This window comes from Catenulispora pinistramenti (genome assembly GCF_018274385.1).
Taxonomy (GTDB): domain Bacteria; phylum Actinomycetota; class Actinomycetes; order Streptomycetales; family Catenulisporaceae; genus Catenulispora; species Catenulispora pinistramenti.
Window position 1 is genome coordinate 12,495 of sequence record NZ_JAAFYZ010000018.1, and the last position, 26,557, is coordinate 39,051.

General features: G+C 69.5%; 22 protein-coding genes. 13 read left to right on the forward strand and 9 right to left on the reverse strand.

The features are described from left to right. Positions 1 to 13: 13 nt before the first annotated feature. The 3 genes from KGQ19_RS07870 to KGQ19_RS07880 all read right to left on the reverse strand — a co-directional run bounded on the left by KGQ19_RS07870 (position 14) and on the right by KGQ19_RS07880 (position 3,726). Entirely contained in the window at positions 14 to 862 is an 849-nt protein-coding gene (locus KGQ19_RS07870; RefSeq protein WP_212008425.1) for a thioesterase II family protein, read from the reverse strand. 23 nt (positions 863 to 885) lie between these two features. Then, the gene (locus KGQ19_RS07875; RefSeq protein WP_212008426.1) at positions 886 to 2,244 is read right to left on the reverse strand and encodes an LLM class flavin-dependent oxidoreductase; all 1,359 of its coding nucleotides are present in this window, start codon (positions 2,242 to 2,244) and stop codon (positions 886 to 888) included. Between the two features lie 75 nt (positions 2,245 to 2,319). Further along, complete coding sequence (locus KGQ19_RS07880) at positions 2,320 to 3,726, reverse strand: MFS transporter (RefSeq protein ID WP_212008427.1); 1,407 nt, start codon at positions 3,724 to 3,726, stop codon at positions 2,320 to 2,322. 329 nt (positions 3,727 to 4,055) lie between these two features. Between KGQ19_RS07880 and KGQ19_RS07885 the strand changes: the two genes are divergently transcribed. The 4 genes from KGQ19_RS07885 to KGQ19_RS07900 are packed head-to-tail and all read left to right on the forward strand — an operon-like array spanning position 4,056 to position 8,091. Further along, the gene (locus KGQ19_RS07885) at positions 4,056 to 5,123 is read left to right on the forward strand and encodes a hypothetical protein (protein ID WP_212008428.1); all 1,068 of its coding nucleotides are present in this window, start codon (positions 4,056 to 4,058) and stop codon (positions 5,121 to 5,123) included. Then, entirely contained in the window at positions 5,113 to 6,426 is a 1,314-nt protein-coding gene (locus KGQ19_RS07890) for an ATP-grasp domain-containing protein (protein WP_212008429.1), read from the forward strand. Before KGQ19_RS07885 ends, KGQ19_RS07890 begins: the two co-directional genes overlap by 11 nt. Continuing rightward, positions 6,423 to 6,668 carry a phosphopantetheine-binding protein gene (locus KGQ19_RS07895; protein ID WP_212008430.1) on the forward strand — a complete coding sequence of 82 codons (246 nt, stop codon included), beginning with the start codon at positions 6,423 to 6,425 and terminating at the stop codon, positions 6,666 to 6,668. The genes KGQ19_RS07890 and KGQ19_RS07895 overlap by 4 nt, the downstream gene beginning before the upstream one ends. Next, on the forward strand, positions 6,658 to 8,091 hold the full coding sequence (locus tag KGQ19_RS07900) for an amino acid adenylation domain-containing protein (RefSeq protein WP_212008431.1): 1,434 nt from the start codon (positions 6,658 to 6,660) through the stop codon (positions 8,089 to 8,091). The genes KGQ19_RS07895 and KGQ19_RS07900 overlap by 11 nt, the downstream gene beginning before the upstream one ends. Positions 8,092 to 8,189: 98 nt before the next feature. Here the strand turns inward: KGQ19_RS07900 and KGQ19_RS07905 are convergent, their stop codons facing one another. The 3 genes from KGQ19_RS07905 to aepY are packed head-to-tail and all read right to left on the reverse strand — an operon-like array spanning position 8,190 to position 11,274. Then, complete coding sequence (locus tag KGQ19_RS07905) at positions 8,190 to 8,942, reverse strand: hypothetical protein (protein ID WP_212008432.1); 753 nt, start codon at positions 8,940 to 8,942, stop codon at positions 8,190 to 8,192. 44 nt (positions 8,943 to 8,986) lie between these two features. Then, entirely contained in the window at positions 8,987 to 10,132 is a 1,146-nt protein-coding gene (locus KGQ19_RS07910) for an iron-containing alcohol dehydrogenase (protein WP_212008433.1), read from the reverse strand. Then, positions 10,129 to 11,274: a phosphonopyruvate decarboxylase gene (gene aepY / locus KGQ19_RS07915; RefSeq protein WP_212008434.1), complete on the reverse strand. Its 1,146-nt coding sequence runs from the start codon at positions 11,272 to 11,274 to the stop codon at positions 10,129 to 10,131. Before aepY ends, KGQ19_RS07910 begins: the two co-directional genes overlap by 4 nt. 736 nt (positions 11,275 to 12,010) lie before the next feature. Between aepY and KGQ19_RS07920 the strand changes: the two genes are divergently transcribed. Continuing rightward, entirely contained in the window at positions 12,011 to 13,012 is a 1,002-nt protein-coding gene (locus tag KGQ19_RS07920; RefSeq protein WP_212008435.1) for an LLM class flavin-dependent oxidoreductase, read from the forward strand. A gap of 53 nt (positions 13,013 to 13,065) precedes the next feature. Here the strand turns inward: KGQ19_RS07920 and KGQ19_RS07925 are convergent, their stop codons facing one another. Beyond that, positions 13,066 to 13,944, reverse strand: a complete 879-nt coding sequence (locus KGQ19_RS07925; protein ID WP_212008436.1) for a TauD/TfdA family dioxygenase — start codon at positions 13,942 to 13,944, stop codon at positions 13,066 to 13,068. A gap of 92 nt (positions 13,945 to 14,036) precedes the next feature. After that, entirely contained in the window at positions 14,037 to 14,888 is an 852-nt protein-coding gene (locus KGQ19_RS07930) for a class I SAM-dependent methyltransferase (RefSeq protein WP_268907744.1), read from the reverse strand. A gap of 412 nt (positions 14,889 to 15,300) precedes the next feature. Here KGQ19_RS07930 and KGQ19_RS07935 point away from each other — a divergent pair, with 412 nt between their 5' ends. The 6 genes from KGQ19_RS07935 (at position 15,301) to KGQ19_RS07955 (ending at position 23,478) form a co-directional block, all read left to right on the forward strand. Next, positions 15,301 to 16,167 (forward strand): isocitrate lyase/phosphoenolpyruvate mutase family protein, encoded by an 867-nt coding sequence (locus tag KGQ19_RS07935; RefSeq protein WP_212008438.1) that lies wholly within the window; start codon positions 15,301 to 15,303, stop codon positions 16,165 to 16,167. 98 nt (positions 16,168 to 16,265) lie between these two features. Next, a complete protein-coding gene (locus KGQ19_RS07940; RefSeq protein ID WP_212008439.1) occupies positions 16,266 to 17,306 on the forward strand; it encodes an SGNH/GDSL hydrolase family protein in 1,041 nt (346 codons plus the stop codon). A 71-nt stretch (positions 17,307 to 17,377) separates the two neighbouring features. Further along, complete coding sequence (locus KGQ19_RS07945; protein WP_212008440.1) at positions 17,378 to 19,615, forward strand: iron-containing redox enzyme family protein; 2,238 nt, start codon at positions 17,378 to 17,380, stop codon at positions 19,613 to 19,615. Further along, complete coding sequence (locus KGQ19_RS07950) at positions 19,608 to 21,446, forward strand: carbamoyltransferase family protein (protein ID WP_212008441.1); 1,839 nt, start codon at positions 19,608 to 19,610, stop codon at positions 21,444 to 21,446. The genes KGQ19_RS07945 and KGQ19_RS07950 overlap by 8 nt, the downstream gene beginning before the upstream one ends. Before the next feature lie 39 nt (positions 21,447 to 21,485). Then, a complete protein-coding gene (locus KGQ19_RS50925; RefSeq protein ID WP_268907745.1) occupies positions 21,486 to 21,614 on the forward strand; it encodes a hypothetical protein in 129 nt (42 codons plus the stop codon). 40 nt (positions 21,615 to 21,654) lie between these two features. Continuing rightward, positions 21,655 to 23,478, forward strand: a complete 1,824-nt coding sequence (locus tag KGQ19_RS07955) for a condensation domain-containing protein (RefSeq protein ID WP_212008442.1) — start codon at positions 21,655 to 21,657, stop codon at positions 23,476 to 23,478. On the opposite strand, the gene KGQ19_RS07960 is transcribed toward KGQ19_RS07955, so the two are convergent. Beyond that, positions 23,459 to 24,397 carry an LLM class F420-dependent oxidoreductase gene (locus KGQ19_RS07960; protein ID WP_212008443.1) on the reverse strand — a complete coding sequence of 313 codons (939 nt, stop codon included), beginning with the start codon at positions 24,395 to 24,397 and terminating at the stop codon, positions 23,459 to 23,461. The genes KGQ19_RS07955 and KGQ19_RS07960 overlap by 20 nt on opposite strands. 228 nt (positions 24,398 to 24,625) lie before the next feature. Between KGQ19_RS07960 and KGQ19_RS07965 the strand changes: the two genes are divergently transcribed. Together KGQ19_RS07965 and KGQ19_RS07970 are read left to right on the forward strand one after the other, a co-directional pair. After that, positions 24,626 to 25,321: a TauD/TfdA family dioxygenase gene (locus tag KGQ19_RS07965; RefSeq protein ID WP_212008444.1), complete on the forward strand. Its 696-nt coding sequence runs from the start codon at positions 24,626 to 24,628 to the stop codon at positions 25,319 to 25,321. A gap of 50 nt (positions 25,322 to 25,371) precedes the next feature. After that, the gene (locus KGQ19_RS07970) at positions 25,372 to 26,553 is read left to right on the forward strand and encodes a glycosyltransferase family 4 protein (protein ID WP_212008445.1); all 1,182 of its coding nucleotides are present in this window, start codon (positions 25,372 to 25,374) and stop codon (positions 26,551 to 26,553) included. Positions 26,554 to 26,557: the final 4 nt, after the last annotated feature.

The window sequence follows — 26,557 nt, forward strand, 5'->3', positions numbered from 1 at the left end:
TTCCCTTAGCCTTTCAGCTCTTGCGCGCCTGTGAGGAGCCGGCCGAGGGCAGAACCTCCGGCAGGGCCCGGCAGACCGCCGACCCCTGCTCGTAGATGTAGAAATGCCCTCCGGGGAACGTCCGCACGTCGAAGCGGCCGCTCGTCGCGTGTTGCCACTCCGCCAGCCGGCCGGGAGCGATCGCGTCGTCCTCGTCGCTCCCGAAAGCGGTGATCGCGAACTTCTGCCGCGTCCGCCCGGACGGGAACACATAGCTTCCCGCCGCCCGGAAGTCTGCCCGCATGCTGGCGACCACCAGCTCTGCGATGCTTTCATCGGCGAGATACGACTCGCTCACCCCCTCCATGCCCGACAGTTCCTTCTTGAACTGCGGCAGCGGAAGACCGGCGAATTCCAGGGCGTCCGAATCCGCGGTCGCGGGGAAGTGCTGCGAGCTCACGACCAGGCCCAAATTGTGTTCAGCGTCGTAGGTCTCCGCCAGCCTGCACGTGAGCTCGTATGCGATCAGGGCACCGCTGCAGTGGCCGACGACGAGGATGCTCTCCGCCTGTAGGGCGCAGACCGGGTCGTAAAGGGAGTCCGCCATCGCCTCGATGGTCGTCAGCGGCTCCTCGATTATCCTGCTTTCCCGGCCGGGCAGCCGGGCAGCCCATATCGACGCTCCCGCGACCGGCTGGCCGCGCCAACTGTTGAACGCGGACGCGCCCGCGCCCGCATGGGCGATGCAGATGACCGAGATCGAGTTGTCCGACTGGCGATCCAGCCTGACAAGACTCTTTTCCTTACGCACCATGGCCTTTCCCCCCAGTAAACTGATCTCGACGGCCGATCGCGTGCGGATCAGCCCGAACCGGATCACCACTCTCGCCCGCTGGATCCACGCCGTCACACCAGGCGTTCGCTGCCGAGCCGTGGCTGGCGCTGGTCCCCGTTCCCCGCTGGAACCGCGACCGCGGGCCGGTCGAGCCCGTAATGCTCGCGCAGGGTCCTTCCGGCGTACTCCGAACGGAACAGCCCTCTTTTCCGCAGGAGCGGCACCACCTCGGCGCAGAACACGGAAAGCCCCGAGGGCAGCACCGCCGGCATGATGTTGAACCCGTCCGCCGCGCCAGCGGAGTACCACGCCTCCATTTCGTCCGCGACCTGTTCGGGTGTGCCGGTGATCGTCAGGTGCCCGCGGCCGCCACCGAGGCGGCCGATGAGCTGCCGCACGGTCAGGTTCTCCCGCCTGGCCAGGTCGACCACGAGCGAGAAGCGGCTCCTGGCCCCCTCGACCGATTCCTCGGGCGGCAGGTCGGCGAACGGCAGCGGGCCGTCCAGCGGCAGTGCCGACACCGGCACTTGGAGCAGGGACGCCAGTTGCCCCTGCGCGTACTCCTGGCTGATCAGCTCGCTCAGCGAGGCCTCCAGCGCCCGGGCCTCGGCCGTGGTGGACCCGATGATCGGCACCAGCCCCGGCAGGATCTTCACCTTCGACGGATCCCGCCCGAACGCGGCCGCCCGCGCCTTCAGGTCCTCGGCGAACGCCCGGGCCCCGGGCAGCGTCTGTTGGGCGGTGAACACCGCTTCGGCGTACCGCCCGGCGAACTGCCTGCCCTCCTCCGAGGATCCCGCCTGCACGAGCAGCGGGTGCCCCTGCGGCGGGCGCGGGACGTTGAGCGGCCCGGCGACCGAGAAGTACTCGCCCACGTGGTCGATGGGGCAGACCTTCGACTCGTCGGCCCATATCGCCGCGGCCTTGTCGCCCACGATGGCGTCGTCGGCCCAAGAGTCCCAGAGCTTGAACGCCACCTCGACGAACTCGGCCGCGCGGGCGTACCGCGACGCGTGCGAGGGCAGGTCCGACAACCCGAAGTTCCGTGCCGCGGGCAGGTCCGGCGAGGTGACCACGTTCCACCCGAAGCGCCCGCCCGACAAGTGGTCGAGCGAGGCCAGTGTCCTGGCCACGTTGTACGGCTCGTTGTAGGAGGTGGACACCGTCGCGATCAGCCCGATCCGCTCGGTGACCGCGGCCAGCGCGGTCGCCAGCGTCAGGGGCTCGAGCATCCCCCACGGGCGCCGCCGCACCGGCCCCGGCAGATGGGGGGAGTCGGCCAGGAACAGGGAGTCGAACGCCGCGTCCTCGGCGATGCGGGCCACATTCTGGTAGTGCGCGAGGTCAATGCTGGCGTACGGGTCGCTCTCCGGCAGTCGCCAGGACGCCTCGTGGTGCCCCGTGGTCATCACGAATACGTTCAGGTGCATGACAGGCTGGTCCTTCCCTGGAGTGACGTGAAGTCCGGGGCCGCGACCACCGGCATGGCCCGGGAGAAGTGGTGATCATTGTCGGCCGCTGCCGCCATCCTGGGAAGAGCGATTGAGGGTGCTGATAACCGGTGCGACCTGCGGTGATGATGAACCATGGCGTTGCGGCTGGTCTACCTGTCGATGAGTCGGGCCTTCGCTCGGCTGCGGCTGGGGAGGCGCGATCCGGTCGATCTCGCCGCTGCCGGGCGAATCCTGCTCAGGTGCGGGCTCGACGGCCGGGGCGCGGGCGAGGTGCCGGGTGTCGCGCACGGCCAGCGTCGCCGCGGTCGCCAGGAAGAACACGGCGGCGACGGCCAGCAGCGACGTCGCCGAACCGATCCGCAGGAGCACGGCCGCCAGCGCGTAGCCCAGCGGGCGGCCGGCGGTCGAGCCGAGCATGTCGAACGACGACACCCGGGACAGCGCCGGCCCGGGCACCTCTTGCTGGAGCGCGGTGTACCACAGCGCGTCGGGGAAGGAGATGACCAGCCCCATCAGGAAAGCGGCGCCGGTGAGCACCGGCGAGGGCGCGTTCAGGGCCAGCGCCACGATCAGCGGGATCGCCGCGAACTGCATAGCGCGCGGCCACCGCAGCAAGTAGCGGGTGGTGAGCCGGAGCGCGAGGGCGTTGCCGCACAGGGAGCCGATGCTCATAGCGGCCACCACGACGCCCCATTGCAGAGCGCTGCCATGCTTGCTGTGCAGCTGTGCCGGGCCGAGGACCACGAAGATGGCGTAGACCAGGTTGAACAGCGAGAAGTAGGCGACACTCGTCCACAGCCAGGTGCGCTTTCGCACCTCTTGCCAGCCTTCGCGGACGTCTTCGCCGAACCGGCCCCCGGTGCGCTGCGAACTCGGCAGGCGCAGGCTCGACAGCAACAGGGAGCTGCCCAGGTAGGTCCCGCCGTCGATTATCAGGGCCCAGCCGGGGCCGATCGACACCGCCAGTACGCCGGCGATGAGCGGGCCGATGCTGGTGGTGACATCGTTGGTCACCGCGAGCAGCGCACTGGCCTGCTGGAACATCCCCGGCGGCGCCGTCGCCTTCGTCAGGCCCAGCCGCGCCGGGGCGTTGAACGCGCTGGCCACCCCGTTGAGGACCTGCAAGGCCATCAGGGCCGCGAGCGGGGCGTGGCCGGTCAGCAGGCAGATGCCGAACGTGGTCTGGGCGAGGAACCGCGTCGCGTCGGTCGTCATCATCACCCGGTGCCGCGGCAGCCGGTCGGCCCACACCCCGCCCACCACCATCAGCGCGAGCTGGGGCGCGGAATACGAAGCGAGCACCAGGCTCAGCGCCGCCGCCGAACCGGTGACGTTCAGCACGCCGAAGGTCATCGCCACCGGGGCCAGCGCCGTGCCGGTCATCGACACCGCCTGCGCCGTGAACTGTCGCCGGAACGTCTTGTGGGCCAACGGACGCAGTGCGGTGGCGAAACGCATCTGAAAAACGTATCAAACTTCTGATTCGATCGACACCCGTCGGATCCGGGCCCGGTTCACGTCCGCCTCCGCGTTCGGGCCGGTCCGCGCCGGGTGAATGCATACCCTGCGATACATGCCTTGACGCCCGCTGGGGCCTCTGCAAAGATCAGTGTTCGAATACTGTTTGGGTGCCGTTGGGGCGAGTGGGCGGTTTGGACGCGGCTCGCCGCGCGGTTCACGCACCGGCACCCGGGGCGAACCTTCGACTCGATGTACAGCAGAGCTCTGATGCGGGCACACCGGTGCTGCTCGCGTCCGGGGGGCTGTTGCCGCTGGGGGAGGCAGGATTGTCGATCACATCACCGCATCCGATCCATGATCGCAGCTACCACGTGCTCGACCGTGCGCGCTTCGAGCCCGCCGGATTCCAGGGGCTGGACCGGTCGGCCGGCGCCGCCGGCGGCCTGAGCCGGCTGCGCCAGGTCGAGCTGGACCGCCGATGGCGTGCGCGGTACGTGCGGGGAGTGCGCGGGTCCGAGTTGGTAGCCGCGGTACCCGTATACACACCCGTCGGCTCCTCCTGGCCGGACGCCGCCTACGACCCACGGAACTGGGGCCTGGACCCCGGCCTGACCGACTCGCTGCCCGCGGACCGATGCCTGGTCGTCGGCGGTGTCTACGACCAGCGGTCGGGCTTCCCGGTCCGGCTGGACCCGGCCGGCCAGAACGCCCGCGACGTGCTCGTCGCCATCGCCGGGGTCGCCGCCGCCGAGCAGCGCGCACTGGTCTTCCCCTATGCCTACAACCGCGCCCGGCGCGCGCTTGACGCGGTCACCGACGGATTCCACTGGACCGGCCTGGCCCGCGAGTCGCACTTCCGGGACGTCGAGGATCCGGACCGGCCGATGAGCTCACGGGTGCGCGGCGTGCTGCGTCGCGATCTGCGGCTGATCGAGGCGGCGGGGCTGGACACCTCGGTCACGGACTGGGCAACGGCCGAGGCGGTCGCGGCACCGCTCATCGCCGAGCACAACACCCGCAAGGACGTGCCGGACCACGCGGAGTTCGTCCGGATGCGCTACCGGCAGTGGACCGAGTGCCCCGACGTCGAACTCGTCGTCTTCTCCGCCGCCACGGCGTCGGTGGCCGGCGTCTTGACCGCGATCGTCTGGCACGACCAGTTGGAGCTCTACGAGATCGGGTTGCCGCAGAGCCAGGACAGCGAACGGATCGCCGTGTATCTGGACTTGATGTTCCACCAGCCGCTGGCTTACGCGCGTCGGCGCGGGCTCAGGCACATCCGCGCCGGTACGGCCGCCGAGACGCCGAAGAGCTCCCGCGGCGCGGTGTTCGAGGACTTGTCCGGCGGCCTGCTGACGGCCGAGGCGACCCGGGAGCTCGCCGATGCCGGCTAGCCGACCCCGCTTGGCGGTGCTGACCGGCGTCGGTGGTTCGCTGTCCACGCTGGACAGCGCCGCGGCCGCGGCCGACCTGGCCGATCTGGTGTTCCTGGTGGACGCGCGGGAGGCTGCCCGATATCCCGATCTCCAAGCCGTCGCCACCGCGTTGGGCCCGACCGCCGTGGTCGACTTCGGCGACGTCGACGGTTGTCTGTCGGCGGCCCGGTCCGCCGGCGCCGACCGTGCGATCTCCTTCGTGGACCGGCTGTGCGCACTGGCCGCGGCCCTCAACCGGGGTCTGGGGATCGCCGCCGACCGGCCGCCGACCTGGGGGAAGAAGGACGTCCAGCGCGCCCTGCTGCGCGAGAGCGGGGTGTCGCGGGTCCCGGCGGCCCGGGTCGCCGGCGCCGCCGATCTGACGCGCTTCCTGGACGCCCACGGCATGCCGGCGATCCTCAAACCGGTCGGCGGGGTCAGCAGCCGGGACATCTGGCTGCTGCGCGACCCGGCCGAGGCGGCAGCCGCCGTGGCCGCGCTGTGGCCGGACGGGACACCGGGCCCTGCGATGCTCGTCGAACGGTTCCTCGTCGGGGACACCCGGGCGCAGCCGCACCTGGCCGACTACGTATCGGCCGAAGTCTTCCGGTGCGATGGACGGGTCGCGGCGGCCTTCGTCACCGACCGCCTCCGGCCGATGGACCCGTGCCGCGAGACCGGCCTGGTGCTGCCGAGCCTGCTCGCCCCGGACGCGGCCGCGGAAGTGATCGGCACCGCATCGGCGGCGCTGGACGCCGTCGGTGCCGCCGACGGCGCGTTCCACGTCGAGCTGAAACCGCGCGCGACCGGCTCGGAGATCGTCGAGGTGAACGGCCGGCTCGGGGGGTTCATCACCAAGCTCGCCGCCTACGGGGCCGGCGCCGATCTGGGCGCGGCGGCCATCGCCGCGGCGATCGGGCGCCCGCCGGAGCTGGACCTGGCCTGGCGCCGCTGTGTCCTGGTGCTGCTGTTCCAGCCGCCGACATCGGCGCGGCGGATAGCGGCGGTGCCCGAGCGCTCGGCCGTCGCCAAGCTGCCCGGGGTGATCGGCGTGGAGGCCCTGGCGACCGCCGGGACCAACGTCGACTGGCGCGCCGGGAGCGACAGCGCCGTCGCCACTGTGTGGATCGGCGCGGACTCGGCCGACGCGCTGCACACCCGTCTGCTCCAGGTGGCCGAGTACCTCACCGAGACCTTCGTGTTCGTCGGGCCGGACGGCGCGCGGACACTGGACCGGGCATGGCTTGACCAGATCGCCGGAAAGGAAAGCGAGCAGGTATGACCCCGAGTGAGATCGCAGAACTGATGCAGGAGATCGTCGACCTCGACGAGGTCGGCGTCGAGGCCAGTTTCTTCGAGGTCGGTGGGAACTCCTTCCTCGCCCTCACCCTGCTGGCCCGCATCCATGAGCGGACCGGGATCATGCTGAGCCTGCTCGACGTGGTCCGCGCGCCGACCGCGGTGGACGTGAGCGGGCTGCTGGCCCGGCAGGCCGCCGAGGTGGGGGCCGCTGGTGGTGAGTGAGACGGTCACCGTCTGGGACCTGGTCGCGGCGCGGCTCGCCGAAGACCCCGACGCCGTCGCGGTCGGCGGTACCGCCGGCCTGACCTACGCCCGGCTCGGCGCCGCCGTCGCCGAACTCGCCGATCGCGTCGCGGCCGTCGCCCGCCCCGGCAGCCTGGTCGCGCTCGAGGCCGACGCACCGTTGGCCGGCGTGGTGGCGATGTTGGCGGCGGCGCGCGCCGGCTGCGCGCTGATGCCGGTCATCGCCGACAGCCCGCCCCACCATCGCGACATGGTGGCCGCGGACGCGCGGCCCACGGCCGTGATCGGCCAGGCCGCGGACGGCGGGTTCGCCGTGGAGCCGCTCGGCCCGGGCCGGACGGATCTGACCGGCATCGCCTACGTCCTGTACACGTCGGGCTCGACGGGGCGCCCGAAAGGCGTCCTGGTGTCCCAGGATGCCCTCGTTGCCCGGCTGGCCGGACTGGCCAGGACGCCCGGTCTGAGCGCCGGCGAATCCATGCTCGCCATGACGGCGCTGTCCTTCGACATCTCGATGGCCGAGATCCTGCTCGCCCTGACCGTGGGCGCGACGGTCGTCGCCGCGCCGTTCGGCAGCCGGTTGGATCCGACGATCTTCGCCGCGGCGGTCAGCACGTATAAGCCCTCTGTCATCCAGGCCACGCCGAGTTTCCTGCGGCTCGCCCTGGCCGCCGGCTGGGAGGGCGCGCCCGCCAGCCGGATCTGGTGCGGCGGCGAGGCTCTCACCCCGGTGCTGGCGCGGGCTTTGGTGCCCCGCTGCGCCCAACTGTGGAACGTGTACGGCCCGACCGAGGCGACCATCTGGGCTTCGGCCGCGCTGGTCCGGGACGGCGAGGCCATCTCGCTGGGCGAGGCCCTGCCGGGCACCGGCCTGTGCCTGGCCGACCCCGACGGCCGATCGGTGCCGTCCTCGGCCGAGCCGGGCCGCGAGGGCGAGATCCTGATATACGGTGCGGGTCTGGCCGACGGCTACCTGGAACGCCCCGAGCTGACCGCGCAGCGGTTCCGGACCGGGATGACGCCGGACGGCTCAGTGCTCTGCTACTACACCGGCGACCGCGGACGGTACCGGCCGGACGGCACGCTGGAGTTCCTGGGACGCACCGATGCCCAGGTGAAGCTGCGGGGGCACCGCATCGAGCCCGGTGAGATCGAGGCGGTCGTCCAGGAGTGCCCCGGCGTGTCCGAGGCGACCGTGCTCGTCCGGTCCGCGGACCAGCCGGAGCGCGCTCACCTCGTCGCCTTCGTGGTGGCCGCGGCGCCGACGACCGAGAAGGCGATCCGTCGCTGGGTCGCCGAACGGCTGCCGAGCGCGATGCGGCCGGCGCGGATCGTCCTGATGGACGCGCTGCCGCGGACTGCGGCGGGGAAGGTCGATCGGGTGCTGTTGGCGGCTCCGTGACGGCTTTCGTGATGGCTTCTCAGCCATAAGCTGACCGGCTCCCGCCACATTTCCGTGGCGGGAGCCGATCAGCGTGGATCAGCGTGGATCAGCGCGGATCAGCCCCGATCCGGCACCGACCGGGAACCGGCGGCGGCGACGGCGTCGGCCAGGCGCCGGCCTGAGAAGATCTCCTCCGCCGACTCGCCGAACACCTCGTGGCGCGCCGTGCAGTCCGGCCTGCACGGGTGATCCGCGGACACCAGGTGGTATTCGTCGGCGATGGCGATGCTGGCGGCGTCGTCGGTCGGTCCGCCGGATCCGGCGGCCAGGTGATGGATCCAGGCGACCTGCATCGAGGCGAGTTGGAGCGCGATCGGTCGCAGGTGTGGCTGCGGGCCGCCGAACTGGTCCTCCAGCCGGGCGAGATGCTGATCTCCGAGGATCTGCTGCAGGCGGTCGGGGTCGGCGCCGTCGGCCAGCCAGGCCGCGGCCGCTTGCCGGTCCTCGGATTCGGTCGGCCGGGCGTCTCCGGCGAGGAAGGATGCCAGCTCCCGCACCACGCGGTCCGCGTCGGGCACTTCCGGATTGACCAGTACCAGCCGCGGCGTCATCGCGAACCGGCGGGCCGCCTCGCGGGCGATCGGCGCCGCCGCGCAGTAGGCCACGACCACGTCCGGGCGGTCGCCGATGTGCTCTACGACGGCGGCGGCGTATTCGGGCAGGCTCGTCGTGTGCGGCAGGTGCAGATCCAGCGGATACGTACAGCTGAAGCGGTCGTCGCCCAGGAGGATGGACTTGGTCCGGGCGGGCATGGAGGGTCCGGGATAGTCCAGGACGGCGACCGTCGCCGTTCGCGATGACTCAGGCATCGGAGCACCCCGGCTTTCCGTTCGACGCGGCCGGCCGCCTTGTGTCAGGCATCTGCGATCACCGTCGACCTGGTCCGTTTCGCGGCTGTGGCGGTACCGGCCAGGACGTCCTGCGAACTCACCGAACGCGGGTTGTTCTCCGCTCTGCTGCCGGACAGGTCGTCCTGCCAGTCACGGTGTGGAACGTGGAAGTCGCCCAGGCCGTGCAGGTCGAGCAGGCGGTCGATCAGCGTCTCGAGCCGCGCGCCGGTGCCGTCCAGACAGATCTGCTGCAGGTCGCCGATGATGGACCGCAGCGCCTCGGGGCCGTCGGGATGGCGGACGTCGGCGTCGGTCGCCGCCGCGTTGTGCCCGATCAGCCATCGCAGGTGCAGGCCCACGGCCGCGCCGTGGGCGATGCCGTAGCGCGCGGTCAGGGCGTAGGACAGCGCGTGCGCGGCGGTGGTGCGGGAGGTGTTGATCGCGGCGCCGGCCAGTGCGGCACCGCGGGCCAGTTCGGTGCGCAGGTGCGGATCGGCGAAGTCCCCGCGGCTCGTCGCGGCGTCCAGGACCGGGGTGAGCGTCCGCAGCGCGCGGACCGCCGTGTCCCGAGACTCGGCGGTGGCGCGGACCGCCCACGCCGACTCGACCGCTTGCGCCAGGGCGTCCAGGGCGCTCGCGGCGGCGGTGCGGGTCGGCACCGTGGCGGCCAGGTCCGGATCGATGAGGACGTGGTCCGCCTGGGCGCTCGGGTGGTCGAGCGACAGCTTGCGGTGGCCGCTGTAGACCGTCGCGAAGCAGGTGAGTTCGCTGCCGGAGCCGGATATCGTCGGGATCTGGATCAGCAGGGCGGATCTGCTGTCCGGTATCGGGCGGGGGCCGAGCAGATACGTTGCCGGGTCGTCGGTGCCCGCGGCCAGTACCGCGACGCATTTGGCGACGTCCATCGCGCTGCCGCCGCCGATGCCGAGCACGGCGTCGGGGGAGTACTCCCGGGCCAGCGCCACCGCGTCACAGACCTGGGCCACGGCCGGATTCGGGCGCACGCCGGCGAAGCAGCGGACCTCCGCGTCGATGCGGTCGACCACCGCCGCGGCGGCGCCGGCCCGGAAGGATCTGCGGCCGTGGACGACGAGCACCCGGCGGGCTGTGCCGAGTACTTCGGGCAGTTGGTCCAGCACGCCAGGGCCGATGCGTACGTGCGGGTTCATGACGCGCTCCCGTCGCCGGCCTCGGCGACAGGAGCTGTCGCGAGGCTCTTCCTGAAGCGGTCGCTCAGCTCCTGGACGCTCACCGAGTTCGACGCCCGCTCGCCCGTGGGCGCGCCGGACGCGCAGCGCACCACGATGGCGCAAGGTCCGTCGTTCGTGAGGGCCGTACGCAGGGCCGAGCGCAGCTCGTCCGTGGAATCGACGCGCCACGCCCGGCGATAGCCGCACGCCAGCGCCATCCCGGCGAAGTCGGTCTGCTGCCCGCCGGTCCGCTGTCCGCCGGTCGAGTCGTAGACGCCGTTGTCGAAGACGACGTGCGTCAGATTGGCCGGGGCCAGATCGCCGATCGTCGCCAGGGAGCCCGCGTGCATCAACACGGCGCCGTCGCCGTCCAGGACGACGAACCGCCGCCGCGGGTTCGCCAGCGCGGCTCCCAGCGCCACGCTCGCGACGTGGCCCATCGAGCCCTGCATATAGAAGTTCCGGTCGCTGTCGCCCAGGTTGAACAGGCTGCGCGACAGGTAGCCGGTCGTGCTCAGCAGGTGCGCGTCGCCCGCCTCCTGGAGGACCGCCGACACCACGTCGTCCCGGGTCGGCAGTTCGGCCGGGGGTGCCGCCGGCTTCCCGGCCGGCGCGTCGTCCGCGATGGCGCCCTTCGCGACCAGGACGAACGCCGGCAGCCCGGCGTCCAGGACAGGCTGCGCCCGCAGCAATAGCTCCTCCAGTGCCGGCCCGTCCGCGGTGAGCATCCAGTGCGCGATGCCCATCGAGTCCAGCCAGCCCGGCACCACCTGACCCATCCAGCGGTGCTGAGGCTCGCCGGCGCTCGCGGTCGGCCAGCCGCGCATGCTGACCATCACGGTCATCGCGATGCCGTAGGGCAGGACCAGCGAAGTGAGCGGGTTGATCATGTTGCCGAAGCCGGAGTTCTGCGCCAGTACCACCGGCCGGTGTCCGCCCAACTGCGCGCCGGCGGCGATCGCGACGGCGCCTCCCTCGTTCGCCGCGGCGACGTACGGCGGCCCGGCTCCCTGCTCCAGCAGCCGCAGCGGCCCGGCGAAGTACGAGCAAGGCACGCCGGTGGCCAGCTGATAGCCGTGGGCTGTCAGCGTTTCCACCATGCCTTGTGCGCTGATCGTCACACTAGGGTCCCTTCCAGCCGTTGTCGGCGTGTGGTGTGCGGGTGGGTTCGGCTGGGCGCACAGGCTCAGCCCACCACCGGCGGGACATCGCCGAGGACGTTGATGCGGATATCGGGGTTCGGGCCGTCCGGCTCGGGTCGCCGGTCCCGCGGATCGGCGATGAGAACGTGCGCCACAGCACGGAATCGAGCCGTTCGGAGGTGAATTGAAGACCTGCGCGAAAGAGCGGTCTTCAGAAAGCCAGTCTCGGCGTTCGCTGGAAGGCGCCGTCGGCATCAACAAACGAGTCGTTCTGGCTTGTCCCCATCCCGGCACCATAAGCGACAGTTCACTGATGCGCTACCCGCGAGTCATCTGGCATCTCATGATACGAGACCAATCGGGCTGGACCTGCGGTGACGCACGGTGATCGATCGCGGTATCTTCGAGCCCTGACAGTGAATCAGTGTCCATGCTTGTCTATCAGGGCCCTACGACACGGTGCTTGCCGACCATGGCCCGCCGTGGCACAGTGATACGAATGCGATGCGTCTGATCATCATGGGGGAGGTAATCGCCGACCGGCGAAACGTACCTGTGAACCACTGTTCAAGGGGGTATCCAGCATGGCTTTCATGCGCCGGATCGTCCGCGTCTTTCGCCGTAAGAAGCGCGGTAAACGAAAGAATGACGCCTCGATCTATCCGATGTTCTGACCCGGTGTGCCGACTTCGCGCACCGAAGGCGGCCTGACGTCGTGCTGACCGTCTACACGACCGCTCCGTCCTGCGACGGGGTGTCCGGGAGCCGGTTCCGTCGACTGGCCGTCGACGCGGCCCGGTGGACCGAGGCGGCCGGCTACCGCGGGCTGCTCGTCTACACGGACAACACGCTTGTCGACCCGTGGCAGGTCGCGCAGCTCATGATCGAGCACACCGAGTCGATCGTGCCGCTGGTCGCGGTACAGCCGCTGTTCCGCCATCCGTTCGACGTGGCGCGGGCGGTCAGCTCGCTCGGCTTCCAGTACGGCCGGCAAGTCGACCTCAACCTGGTCACCGGCGGTTTCGCCCGGCACATGTACGAGCTGGGCGACACGCTCGACCACGACGGGCGTTACCTGCGGCTGCTCGAGTACGGCCGGATCATCGGGCAGTTGCTGGCCGGCCGCCCCGCGCTCACTCATCAAGGCGAGTTCTACGATCTGAAGACGGCGCGGCTGACGATCCCACTGCCCGGCGATCTGACCCCGCGTACCTACCTGTCGGGCTCATCAGAGGCCTGCATCGAGGCGGCGCGGCTGCTGGGCGCGGCCCGGCTGTTCTACCCGCGGTTCATCGCCGACTATGCCCAGGCGCCCGACGTCCTGCGCGGCAACGGCATCAGGCTCGGCATCATCGCCCGCGAGAGCACCGAGCAGGCCTGGCGGGTCGCCCACGGCCGCTTTCCCGACGACCAGCTGGGCGAACAGCTGCACGACCTGGCCGCCGACGCGGTGGAGTCGGCCTGGCACCGCAAGCTCTCCGCCGAGGCCCAGCGCTCCTCCGCGCCGCGTGAGGGCTACTGGCTCTACCCGTTCCGCGCGTACAAGACGTTCTGCCCTTACCTGGTCGGCAGTTACCAGGAGGTGGCGCAGCTGTTCGGCCGGTACCTGCGACTCGGGATCAGTGCCCTGATTCTCGACGTGCCGCACGACGAGGACGATCTGCACCACGCCGGGCGCGCGCTCCGTCTTGCCGAGCGCGCGCACCTGGTGTCCTGAACGCCGCGCCGGCGCCGGCGTTGTCCCACCGGCGCCGCGTCAGGCGGACGTCCTCACTGGCCCGTCGATGTCCTGATCCAGCAGCGGAGCATCAACCGGCCGCCCTGCTCGTCCTGCTCGTCGGGGAACTCATGCCGCCCGTGGACGAACCGGTGGTTGTCGTTGATCGCGATCTGCCCCGGCGCCAGCCTGCCCTCGATGTGCAGCCCCTCGTCGGCGAGCGCTTCATCGAGGACGTCCATGGCCTCGATCTCGTCCGCGGCGAGCGGGCGGACGCCGGCGATCCGGTGGCCGGACTCCACGTAGTCCCGCAAGTAGACAAGCCGGTCCTCGCCCTCATGCCGCTCGACGATCCGGCGGACCACCGTCGCCGTGGGGTCGTCCTCGCGCCGCTGGTCGAAGTGGAAGTCGCGGCCGAGGGCGGCCGGCAGCCCGGGCATTCGGTGCGTGGCGACCTCCAGTGCGCAGGTCGAGTCCACGAAGACCAGCTCGCCGCCGCGGGGCGCGGGCCGCACGCACAGCAGCGCCAACACGTCGGGGAGCGGACCGGGGACGGGGACGCCGTCGCTGTGGTAGCTGCCGCCCGAGCGGCTGTCGGAGTACCGGACGGTCCTCTCCTCGAGGCTGCCCCGGCGGTAGCGGACCTCTCTGACGACCTGGCCGCTGTCTTTTGCCCCCTGCGGCAGGAGCTTGCCCAGGGCGCCACAGATCGCGAGGAAGACCCGTGACCAGTCCTGCGAAGGCAGCGCGTCCAGCCCGGAAAGCACCACCAGGCCGTCGGTGCGCAGTCGGTCGGCCACCTGGGCGTTGTCAAGCATCTGCTGTACTTGGTCCCCGCAGGTCTCGGCGGTCGACGCGGCGACGCCGCGCAGAGCGTCGGCGTCGAGAATCGTCTCGAATTTGGCGAAATCGGTGGCCGAACCGTAGCTCATACTTTCCCCTTTTGCCGGTCGATCGAGGTTCCCTGAAAATGTGGAGGAATCTCTGTGCCGCCCCCATGGCAACCCTGGGTTGTTCGGCTTTCTCAATCAGAATCTCTCCGTACCGCCACAACGGCGACGGTGGTGTAGGGCATGCTGAAACCGCCTCCCATCGTGTCGATGACGGTGCCCACCGCGTCCAAGGCCTTCGCCAGTTCCTCGGGCGGAAGCTTCGCGACGGCACCGAAGGTGGGCAGCAGATCCAGCCACTCCTCGCGCGAGTACCGCTGCTCCCACTCGAAGCGCCACTGTTCGGGTTCGTCGAACCCGCCGGCCTGGCGGATCCCGTCGGCGATGCCGTCGAACAGCGGTTGGTACAGCTCCGTGGACGGCTTGCGCCGGCCCTCGCCGTCGAGCGTGGAGTGCGGCGCCACCTTTTGGTAGGCCGCCGCGGAACGCGTCGTCCAGGCCGGAAGGCCTTCCCCGATGGCGTCGGCCAACTGCGGCGGTGTGTGCATCGCGTGGTGGAACGGTGCGAGCAGACCCCCCGGTCTGAGTGCCTGAGCGGCTTTCGCCACGCCGGCGGCCGGGTCTATCCAGTGCCAGGCCGTCCCGGCGACGACCGCGTCGAACGCCCGGTCCGCGGGCTCCCACGTCTCGAAGGCCGAGACTTCGACGGGCACGCCGGTGCCGCGGGCGAACCGCGCCAATCCGGCGTCGGGGTCGACGCCGAGGACGGCACATCCGTGTGCCTGGAACTGGCGGGCCTCGATGCCGGTGCCGCACCCGGCATTCAAGACTTCGCGTCCCCGCATCGCGGTGACGATACGCGTGATCAGGGCGTCGGGATATACGGGTTTGGAAGAGTCATAAAGGGCTGCGTCGCCGTCGAAGTGTTTGAAGTCCGGACGCGCAGGCCGCGCCCCTGGCGGAGATGGTGTCTCACCTGTGGCCATGGTCGAATGATTATCGCGCATAGCGTCCTTGTCAACGCAAGCTGCGTCAAAGTCTTTGCATAGTTCCGCATATTCCGCCGGCGGGTTCTGGTTTCAGCCGGTCATGGCCGGGGCAAATCAGGGTTCGTCTACACCGCGGCCCCAGGACCGGCGGGCGCTGGCGAGTCCAGGTGAACAGCCAGTGTATGTCAGAGGTCTGAGAATGGTCTTGACGATGTCCTGCGATGCTGAGAGTATCTGTGTTCGTACACGTTTGCGGAGTTCGTCCGTACGTACAGCCCTCGCCGGCGGGGGCCGACCGAGCACGAGTCGGCCGGCTCACCCTCCTGTTCGCAGGGCGCGATGACCGGTGCGATGTCATCCGAGCCGACTACGGGGAGAGCACAAGACTGTGGGCAACACACTTCGTCACATGCTGAGCGGACCGAGCCACTTCCGGATCATGGGAGCGCATGACGGGCTGACCGCGAAGCTCGCCGAGAACGCCGGATTCGAGGCCATCTGGGCCGGCGGCCTCGGTATCTCCTCGTCCTACCTGGTCCCCGATGCCGGCCTGCTGACGATGACCGAGTTCGTCAACGCCGCCGCGCAGATGCGCGCCGCGTGCACGCTGCCGATCATCGCCGACGTGGACGCCGGATTCGGAGACGTCAACGTCGTACGCCGGATGGTGCGGCTCTACGAGGCGGCCGGGATCGACGCGGTCTGCATCGAGGACAAGCAGTATCCCAAGCGCAACAGCTTCCGCGGCGGCCAGCACTTGGAGGAGCCGCGGGCGTTCGCCCAGAAGATCGCGACCGCGAAGGCGGCCCAGTGCGACACCGATTTCGTCGTCGTCGCGCGGCTGGAGTCACTCATCGCCGGGGCCGGTATGGACGACGCGCTCTCGCGTGCCGAGCTCTACCACGACGCGGGCGCGGACGCGGTGCTCATTCACAGCCGGCTCTCGGACGCCGGCGAGATCCGGGAGTTCTGCCGGCGCTGGCAGGCCACGGGCCGGAATGTGCCCGTGCTGTGCGTACCCACCACGTACGCGGGCACCACCGCGACGGAGCTGGGCGACATGGGCATCCGCGGCATCATCTACGCCAACCACGCGATCCGGGTCTCCGTCAAGGCGGTCACCGAGGTGCTGGCGTCCATCGCCAAGCACGACTCGACGGCCCCGATCGAGTACTCGCTGGCCTCCTTGAGCGACCTGTTCGGCCTGATCGGCATGAACGACGTGCTGAACGACGTGCCCTGGGAAGGCGCGGCCGACTCGGTCGAAGCGCGCTGAGTCCTCGCCGAGGTCCTCGATTCGGCGAGGACATCGGTGTCCTCGCCATGCCCGCACTTGCATCCCCACGATCCGAACAGCCGGCGAAACGGGAACCCGTGAAACTCAAGCGATACGAGCTGACCCCGCAGATGCGGGACTACGACGACATGAAGGACCCTGGTCAGCGCAATTACCTGCCCTATCTCATGTTCTTCCACCGCACCGACTTCGCGACCCAGGCGGTCAACACCGACCGGTCCGGCTTCAGGATAAGCACCGGACCCGGCGGGGCCACCGCGTCGGCCGCGGGTCCGCTCCCGCCGGGGCCGGTCCGCATCCTCGCGGGCGGTTCCACCGCGCTGGGCGTGGGCGCGAGCAGTGACTCGCACACGCTGTCCTCGTTGTTGTGGAGCAAGTACGCGCCCTCGAGGCCGTGGCTGAATTTCGGCAGCTACTGCTTCACCCCGACGCAAGAGGTGCTGCTGCTCACGCTGTACCGCCACCTGCTCGGCGACATCGATGAGATCGTCATCTTCTCGGGGATCAACGCCGTGGTGGTGGCCAGGCTGCCCGAATGGCAGCAGGGCGACCACGGCGCGTTCTTCTTCTGCGGCGACTACTTCACGAAGATGGAGGAGCTGCGGGAACAGAGCCGCGGCGGGTCCAGGCTCTTCGGCCGCCGATCGGGGTCCGACGGCGGCAGACCCACTGTCTCCACGCTCGACGATGTGCGCCGCGACATGCCCACGGTGATCGACAGCGCCGCTGAGATGACGATCCGCCAGCTCGACCTCTGGCGCCGCATGGCCGGGCCGGACACGCGAATCTCCTATGTTCTCCAGCCGATGTCGCGATGGATGGGTAAGCGTCCCGCGCCGCAGGAGAAGACGCTGTTCGAGGAGAACGACCGGATGGCCGAGTTGGGTCCCTGGGACGACGTGTACGGGGACATCGCCACCCAGGAGTTCGTGGAGGCGTACGCCAAGTCACTCCGCGTCGGCTGCGAGCAGCAGGGTGTCCGCTTCTTCGACCTGAACCCGGTCGTGGCCGCGGCGATCGCCGATCAGGATTGGCTGTTCGTCGACCGCGTCCACTACAACGATGCCGGTCACGACCTCGTCGCCAGGATCACGGCGGAGGCGCTCGAGCTCGCTTAGGCCTTCATCCCGAATGAACGCACAGTCGAGTTCCGCGAAGTGCGTGTCCTTGGTCCATGACGGGAGTGGCGATGCCCAAGAACGCGATGTCTGTTGGCGTGCGAGCGTCCGCCGCGTCCACGCCGGGCGATGGTGGCGGTTCGGCCTTCCGGAGGATCTACGCCCGCGTGGCCGACCCGGAGGCGTTCGTTCCCGCCGGCGAGTTGGTCGACGTGGTCCGCGCTGAGGTGTCGCGGTCCGCGTTCGGCGGTGAACAGCAGCTTGATACGTTGGTCCGGCAGGCCGCGGACTGGTCCGCGAGCTCGGCGGAGCACTTCGCGGCTTTGGGGAAGAACGCCGACAGCGAGGGCCGCCGGCTCCTCGCCCGCCGGGCTGCCCTCGGGTGGGCTCCGCTCGGACTCGCATCCGGGGCCTGGCTGCAATGGCTGACCAGCCCGGGATCCGGGGACGATCCGCTGTTCCTGCGGGCCCTCGCGCTCTACGCGTCCGACATCGGCGTCGGTCACCCGGGTGCCGCCCGGGGGAGCGCCTACCTCGGTCTGCTGCGGCAGCTGCGGCTGTCGGAGAACGCGGTCCCCCTGGCTCGGCTGGCCACCGATCCGCGCATCAGTGACGAGGCGTTCCGCCTTCCGGCCTTGCTCTTGGTGATGAGCCGGCGCCCCGGCGATTTCTGTGCCGAACTCATCGGTGCGGATCTCTGCCTGCGTGCGGTGGCGTTTCCGCCGCCGCTCGTCCTTGTCGGACCTGAGGCGCGGGCCGACTGGGAGGCGATCGACTACTCGGGGACCCGAGGCGACGGCCCTTCGCCGACCGCTCAGTGTGCTGCCATCGCCGATGCCCTCATCCAGGCCGGCCCGGAGTCGCAGGACCGGGTGTACGCGGGCTTCGCCTGGGCGCTGAGCGCACTGCGCGGCCAGGCTGAGGCGTTGCACGACGAGCTGTCCGCCGCGCTGGATCCCGCCTACGACATGGCGCAGCTGATGATGCTCCGGGCCAGGGAAGGCTCTGTGTATCACGGACAGGTGATGCTCGAAGAGCGGCCGGTGGCGGCATGGCTGAAGGACTGCCTGCGTGATCCGTACCCATTCCTCGAAGTCCTGGCGCGCAGCAGGCTGATAAAGCCGGGACGATCGGGCATCAGCCCTCTGATCAACAGTCTGGTCGGCGAACGCGGCCCGATGTTCAGGGTCTTCTCTCCGGACGACCTCGGCATCATCAGCCGGTGGATCGACTCTCTCGGGGCCGAGACCGGCCCGGGCAGGGCCGCCCGCGACGGGGAGCCGACCGGTTCACGGCCCGTTCCGGGCCGAGCGGCCGAACCGGACCGGCTGGCGCGGCTTCCGTATCTGCTGACCTCCGCGCCGGTGACCGGAACCGGTCCGAGGGACCTGCGTGAGGCCTATCACCTGCTGATGATGCGCACCGCCAGCGCCGACCTGCGCGATTGGAGCCTGCGCTACGTCATGGGATGGCTGGGCCGGACGCGGCATCGCATGGGCCCTGAGTCCGTGTCGCTGCCGCAGCGGTGGAAACCCGAGGGCTTGCGTCCCTGGCTCCAGGCGCAGCACGACGGACACGCCGAGCAGTTCGCTTTGAGCGCGGAAACCGAGCTGCCGTCGCGGCAGGCCGTGGTGGACGACGCCGTGCAGACGGCTCCGCTCACGTTGATCGACGGAAGCTGGCTCCAGGGCTTCACCGACTACGAGCTCGCGTCTTCGGGCATCGGCCACTCGCTGTTCGAGACCTACTGGGACGAGCTCGGCAACGGGGAGCCCAAGCTCAACCATCCCCTGATCTACCGTGAGGTCCTGAAGGGGATGGACGTCGACCTGCCGCCCACGGCGTCGCGGGAGTTCGCCGGGTGGCCCGGCTTTCGCGACACATCCTTCGAGCTGCCCGTCTATTGGCTGTGCATCGGGCGGTTTCCGCGGACGTTCCTGCCCGAGGTGCTCGGCCTCAATCTGGCCATGGAACTGTCCGGCGTGGGCGGCACCTACCGCAGGGCGGCGATGGCGCTGCGCGAGTACGGCTTCGACACCCGCTTCGTGGACATCCACAACACCATCGACAACGTCGCGACCGGGCATTCCGCGTGGGCGACCGACGCGGTCGACACCCTGATGGCGGGCCTGCCGGATTCCTCCGGGCCGGACGGGCGTTCCGAGGTCTGGGAACGGGTGCGGTCCGGGTACCGGTCGCTCAATCCGCCCCGCGGATTCCTGGCCCGCAGGGCCGGTCACCGCGCGGAGCGCCGGTGGCGGCATACGAAGGCGGTCACATCGGCAGGGGAGGAGTACTTCGGTGTCTGAGCTGGTTCTCGGGATCTCGGCCTACTACCACGACAGTGCGGCGGCGATCGTGCGCGACGGAGTCCCGGCCGCGGCGGCGCAGGAGGAGCGTTTCAGCAGGAAGCGGCACGACTCGTCGTTCCCCGCGCAGGCTGTCGGCTACTGCCTGGACGAACTGGGCGCCTCGCTCGAGGACGTCTCCGCGGTCGCCTACTACGAGGACCCGCGACTGAAGTTCCGCAGAGTGCTCGCCACGCTGGTGGGTGCCGCACCCACCAGCGTCTCCTCCTTCAGCGATACAGTGCCGCGCTGGCTGGGCAAGGGCGGCAAGCTGCGCACGCTTGAGGTCGTCCGGCGGGAACTGGAGTCCCTGGACCGGGGAGCGGTGCCGGCCATCGTGGCCCGGCGGCATCACGAGTCCCACGCGGCCTCGGCCTTCTTCCCCAGCCCTTATCAGTCTGCCGCCGTGCTGTGTGTGGACGGCGTGGGGGAGTGGGCCACGACGACGTTGTGGCACGGCCGGGGCAGCGAGCTCACGTCGCTGGCCGAGATCCGCTTCCCGCACTCGCTCGGTCTGCTGTACTCCGCCTTCACCTACTTCTGCGGCTTCAAGGTCGACTCCGGCGAGTACAAGCTCATGGGCCTGGCCCCATACGGCGAGCCCCGCTATGCGGACCTCATCAGGGAACGGCTGATCGACATCAAGCCGGACGGTTCGTTCCACCTGGACATGCGCTACTTCGAATACCTGCGCGGGCACGTGATGACCGGTCGGGCGTTCGAGAAGCTCTTCGACGGACCGCGTCGCGAGGCGGAGGGACCGCTGACAGAGCGCGAATTCGACCTGGCGGCGTCCGTTCAGCAGGTCACCGAAGAGGTCATGCTGGGCCTTGCCCGCACCGCGCGGGAGCGCACCGGGGAATCCACGCTCTGTCTGGCCGGCGGCGTGGCGCTGAACTGTGTCGCCAACGGGAAGATCGTCGACAGCGGGATCTTCGACGAACTGTGGATCCAGCCCGCCGCCGGCGACGCCGGGGGCGCGTTGGGGGCCGCTCTGGCCGTGGCGATGGAGCGCGGAGCCGGACGCGACCACGTCGGCACCGGGCAGGACGCCATGTCCGGCGCGTTGCTCGGTCCCGCCTTCAGCGACGCGCAGATCGCCGACTACCTGCGAAGCCGCGGGATCCCGCACCACCGCCTCGATCCGGCGGACCTGGCCGGCGAGGTCGCGGCCGCACTGGCCGACGGGAAGATCATCGGCTGGTTCCAGAATCGCATGGAGTTCGGCCCCCGTGCCCTCGGCGCCCGTTCCATCCTGGGCGATCCGCGCGATCCGGCGATGCAGTCGGCGATCAATCTCAAGACCAAGTTCCGTGAATCGTTCCGTCCGTTCGCGCCGGCGGTGCTGGCCCAGGACGCCAAGGACTACTTCGACCTCTCCCAGGAGAGCCCGTACATGCTTCTGGTGGCGCAGGTGGCCGCGGCCCAGCAACTGCCGGTGACCGACAGCGGCGCCACCGGTATCGACCTGCTCCACGTGCAGCGCTCCACCATTCCCGCCGTGACGCACGTCGACTGTTCGGCGCGGGTGCAGACGGTGTCCGCGGTCGGCAATCCCGGCTACCACGAACTGCTGTCCGCCTTCAAAGCCCGTACCGGCTGCCCGGTACTGGTCAACACCTCGTTCAACGTCCGCGGCGAGCCGATCGTGAACTCGCCGCACGACGCCTACACCTGCTTCATGCGGACCAACATCGACATGCTGGCCATGGGGAACTTCCTCCTGCACAAGAGCGAGCAGCCCGCGTGGACCGAGGAGGGTGACTGGCGTACGGAGATCCCCCTGGACTGAGTGTCCTGCCGGCTCACGAACCGCGAGGCTGTGAAAACGATGAGCAAACTCCTGCTTTCCGTCGCCTATTTCCTGGTGGCCACCCCTGTCGGCTGGGCGAGCCGGCTCATCCACGACCCGCTGTCGCGGCGGCGCGACCGGCGTGCGCAGACCTACTGGTCCGCCTGACCTCTGTACGACCGACTGAGAAGAACGAGGTGCGAGAACGTTGACCAGGCTCGATTCCGAACCCGACGAGTCCGGCGGGATCCGCGAGATCACCGGGGACTCAGGGCCCGACGACGTCCGGGTCATCCTGTCCGAGGCCTGGCACGAGCTACTGGACATCGACGGCGTGACACCGGCCAGCAACTTCTACTCCGAAGGCGGCACGTCGGTCACCTCCATGCTGCTGCTGGCCAAGCTGCTCGAGAAGGGCTTCCAAGCACGTCTGTCCGAGCTCATCGCCTGCCGGACGTTCGGAGAGCAGCTCGCACTGTTCACATCGGGCCGGGCCGAGCAAGCCGACGCGATCCAGGACAGTGTCCTGACCGCGAAGCAGGAACTCCAGTTGGCCCGGATCAGGAGGCAGATCAAGGCGCAGGGCGTCGCCAGCGCCAAGCCGGTCCCGCTGGTCCTGGAGATCAGCGGCGACGTCGACCACGACCTGCTCAGCCAGTCCCTGGTCGATCTCGTGCGCCGGCACGACGTCTTGACCACCGGCTTCATCGACGCGCACGGAGAGGTGGCCCCGACCCGGACCGACTTCGCGGACACCTGGAAGCCGGAGAGAATGGACCTCACCGCGTTCTCGCGGCAGGAGGCCTTGGCGCGGATCTGGGAGCACATCGGCGAGGTCGCGCAGGCGGGGCTGGCCTACGACACCACGCCGGTCATCCTGGGTGCCGTGGCGGCTGTCCGGCCGGACCTCACCTTCGCGGTCCTCGTGATCGACCACCTGGTGAGCGACGCGGAGTCCCTCGGGGTGCTGTACGAGGACCTGGCTCAGATCTACTCCGCCAAGGTCGAGGGACGTCCCTGCGATCCCTCCGAGCAGCTGACGTCGGTGCACGCCGCTTTGGTTGAGAAGGAACGGTACGGTGCCGCCGGCTGGCCGACCCTGGCTGCCAAGTGGCGGGAGTACTTCGCGGGGTACCCCGAGCCGCCGGCGTTCGACCTGCTCGGGCCGTTCGGCGGCCGCGACTACGGACCGACCGTCCCGAGCCCCACCACCCTGACGAACTTCGTCGTTCCGGCTCAGACTGTTGCGAAACTCAAGGCGACGTACCGGCGGCTCGGGTTGTCGCCGTTGTCCGTCGTGCTCGGCGCCATGTACCTCGCCGCGCACATCGTGAGCGGCTTGCAGGACATCTGTCTGATCAATCCGCGCTCCCGGCGCAACGGCGCCGGCGAGATGCGCATCGTCAACGACTTCGCCGAGCCGACCGTCATCAGGGTGCGACCGTCGGGGGCGTCATGCCCGTGTCGCCTGACCCTGGCCGAGGTCGCGGCCATGGCGGCCGACAGCCAGGCGAGGGCGAGTGAATTGGAGATGCCCCGCAAGGCGGTCATGGCGTTCTCCCAGGACGACGGCGGCACCCCGTCCAGGGCGATGATCGGCTCCACCCTGCGCGCGGCCCAGGAAGAGCAGAGCCGACCGACGGACGTCGCCGAGGCGAGAGCCGACATGAACGCCGTGCCGTGGTTGTGGTGCAACTACACGAAAACGGGTGTGTCCTCGCGGACCATGGGCGCGGCGACGGCGACCTTCGTCGAGCAGGAGCTGGGCGGCGATCCCAACGTGTCCAACCTCATGGTCTTCATCGCAGACGACGACAACGAGCTCGTCGTGAACATGGTCGTGCCGGATCAGCTGTATCCGCGGAGCCTTGTCCGCGAATTCGGGGAGACGCTGATGCTCGTCCTGGGCAGGTTCGCCGAGGACCCCGACCGTCCCATGGCGGCATCCGGCCCGGCGCCTTGTACGGCGCGGGCCGAGCACAGACAGCTCCCTGACATGGTGGGCGCGCCCGCTATGACATCCGGCTCGTGAGCGGCAGCAGCTCCGCGAGGAGCTCCAGGTGATCGATGTCGCTCAGGTCGAGCACCTGCAGGTAGATCGTGTCGGTACCGATCCCGGCGAACTCGGCGATCCGCTCGGCGATCTCGACGGGCGTTCCGGCCAGTCCCCGGCGGCGCAGGTCCGCCGGCTGGTGTCCGATCGCCGCTGCCCGCCTGGCCAGTTCGGCCTCGTCCCGCCCGCAGCACACGACCTGCGCCGCCGAGTACACCATCGAGGCCGGCTCGCGACCGGCGGCGGCGCAGGCCTTCCGGACCCGGCCGAACGCCTCAGCCGTCTCCGGGACGTCGCAGAACGGCACGTTGAACTCGTCGGCGAAACGTGCCGCCAGCCGCGGCGTGCGCTTGGTGCCGAAGCCGCCGACCAGCAGCGGCGGCCGGGGCCGCTGCGCCGGCTTGGGCAGCGCGGGCGAGTCGGTCACGGTGTAGTGCTTGCCGGCGAAGGAGTACCGCTCGCCCTCGGGCGTCTCCCACAGGCCGGTGATGATCTCCAGCTGCTCCTCATAGCGCTCGAACCGTTCGCGCAGCTCGGGAAACGGGATGCCGTAGGCGGCGTGCTCCCCGTCGAACCATCCGGCACCGAAGCCGAATTCGATGCGGCCGCCGCTCATCTGGTCGACCTGGGCCACGCTGACCGCCAGCGGGCCCGGGAAGCGGAACGTGGCGGGGCTCACCAGGGTCCCGAGCCGGATGCGCTCGGTCTCGCGGGCCAGGCCGGCCAACGTGATCCAGGCGTCGGTCGGGCCGGGCAGCTCTCTGACCGGTCCGCTGCTCAGGTAGTGGTCCGAGCGGAAGAACCCGTCGAAGCCGAGGGCTTCGGCTGCCTTGGCCAGGGTCAGCAACGTCGAGTAGTCGGCACCCCGGTGCGGTTCGGTGAAGATCCGAAGTCGCATACTCACTCCCTTGTGTCCGATGGTGGCGTTCGGCTTCGGCACTGTTCCACATCGAACACGGCCGTTCCATCCCTGACGTTCCCCGGCGTGCCCGGATCTAAAGCAGAATGCTTCAATCCCTTGTGCCGTACCGAACTTCGTGGTTTGATACGGGTAATCGCTGATGATCTAGAAGGCTCGACAGGTCAAGGCGATGAGCGCACATTTCATGTATCGGGGGGTTCGCATATGTCGAAGTCTTCAGCGGTTCAACTTCCGCACTTCATCGGTGATATCCCGGACGTCGGCCTCGAGGATCGGATCAATGATTCCGACGGCCTGCTGACCTTCGCCTGTCCCGATGAGGAAGCCCTTCTGAAAGCCGCGCGGGGCGTCGGCGAGGTGATGATCCACCCGCACGGCGACGCCCGGGGCGTCACGCCGATCCGGCTGACCGAGGGGCGGGTGGACGTCGGGCTCACCACCGGGGATCTGCTGGCCCACACCGACCGGCCGGCGACGAAGGTACCGCCCCGATATCTGTTCCTGTGGTGCAAGCAGGCCTCCGACCAGGGTGGTGAGACGGTTCTCTACCGCGGTCGCGACGTCGTGCGCCACCTGGCCGAACACGACCCGGCCGCCCTGCGGGCGGTGACCTCGTCGCAGGCGGCGATCTTCCGGACCGGGACCGACGAGCACGTCGGCCCGATCATCCAGATCGAGGACGGCGAGGTCGTGGGCCTGCGGCTGCGGTTCGACCATCTCGTCTACTTCTCCTGGGACGTCACCCGCACCATGCCCGCGTTTCAGGCCGCCCTGAGATCCGTCGAGCGTCGATTCGCGCTCCAGGCCGGACAGGGCTACCTGCTCGACAACCGGATCTGGTTCCACAGCCGGACCGCGTACACCGGCGACCGGGAGATGTCCCGAATCATGGTCGCCTGAACGACCGCCAGATCGACTCCCATCCGGCCGGCCGCGATTGAAGAGGACCCATGCGCATCCTTTTTGCCACCCACACTCCGCTTGACGCCTCGGGCAGTGGCATCTATCTCCGAAAGGTCGCCGAACATCTGCTCTCGGAAGGGCATGAGGCACTGGTCTTGTGTCTCGCTGGAAGCGCCGTCGACACCTTTGCGTTCCGTCAGGAGACCATCGGAACCCCGGGGCGCCCCTCGCGATGGAATCTCCCCTTCGACTTCCCCAATTTCAGCGGCCACCGCGACAGTCACCTTCTTTACGACGACGTCGACGAAGCCGGTATAGCGACATACCTCGATGTGTGGACCTCGGCGCTGACCGACCTCGCGCAGGAGTTCAAACCGGATGTGCTGGTCGTGAACCACGCATTCCTCATCGCCTGTGCCGCGGCGAGCATCCCGACGCTTCCTTACGTCGTGGTCTCCCACGGCAGCGAGTTCCTCCGACCGCGCAAGAGCGCCGCCTTCGACCGGTATCGGCGCCAGGGCCTGCAGGCGGCGCGCGAAGTGGTGGCCGTGGCGCCGGCCATCGCGGCGCTGATGGCCGAAGCGGGCGACATCGGTCTGGAACGGATCCACATCGTCTCCCCGGGCTACGACCCGGACGTGTTCCAACCCGCCCCGGTCGACCGGGCAGCGGTTCTGGAACCGTTCGGCCTGTCGGCGGCCAGGCCGTGCGTCGCTTACGTCGGACGGATCGTCGCGTACAAGCGCGTGCCGGACATGTTGGCCGGGCTGGCCGCGATTCCCGCTGGGCGGCGCCCGCAAGCGCTGGTGGTCGGGGACGGCCCGGCCCTGTCGGACGCGATGGACGCGGCGAAGCGGATCGGCATGCCCGAGGCGGTCTTCGCCGGGCACATCGCCGACCGGCACCGGCTGGCGGACGTCTTCAACGCCATCGACCTGCTGGTGCTGCCCAGCGAGTTCGACCCCTATCCCATGACCGCGATCGAGACCCTGGCCTGTGGCACGCCCGTGCTGACCAGCGATCAGTGCGGTGTCACGGACATCGTCGCCGACGTGGCGGGTGCCGTGTACCCAGGCGGTGACACGCAGGCCATCGCCGACCGGGTCCAGGAGGCGTTGCGGGACGACTGGAAGGCCTCCCGCGGACCGGAAGGGCCGGCCCGCGTCGCCGCCAAGGCCTGGCCGGCCATCGCCGATCAGTTGCTGGACATCCTCAAGCAGGTTGCCTAGGACT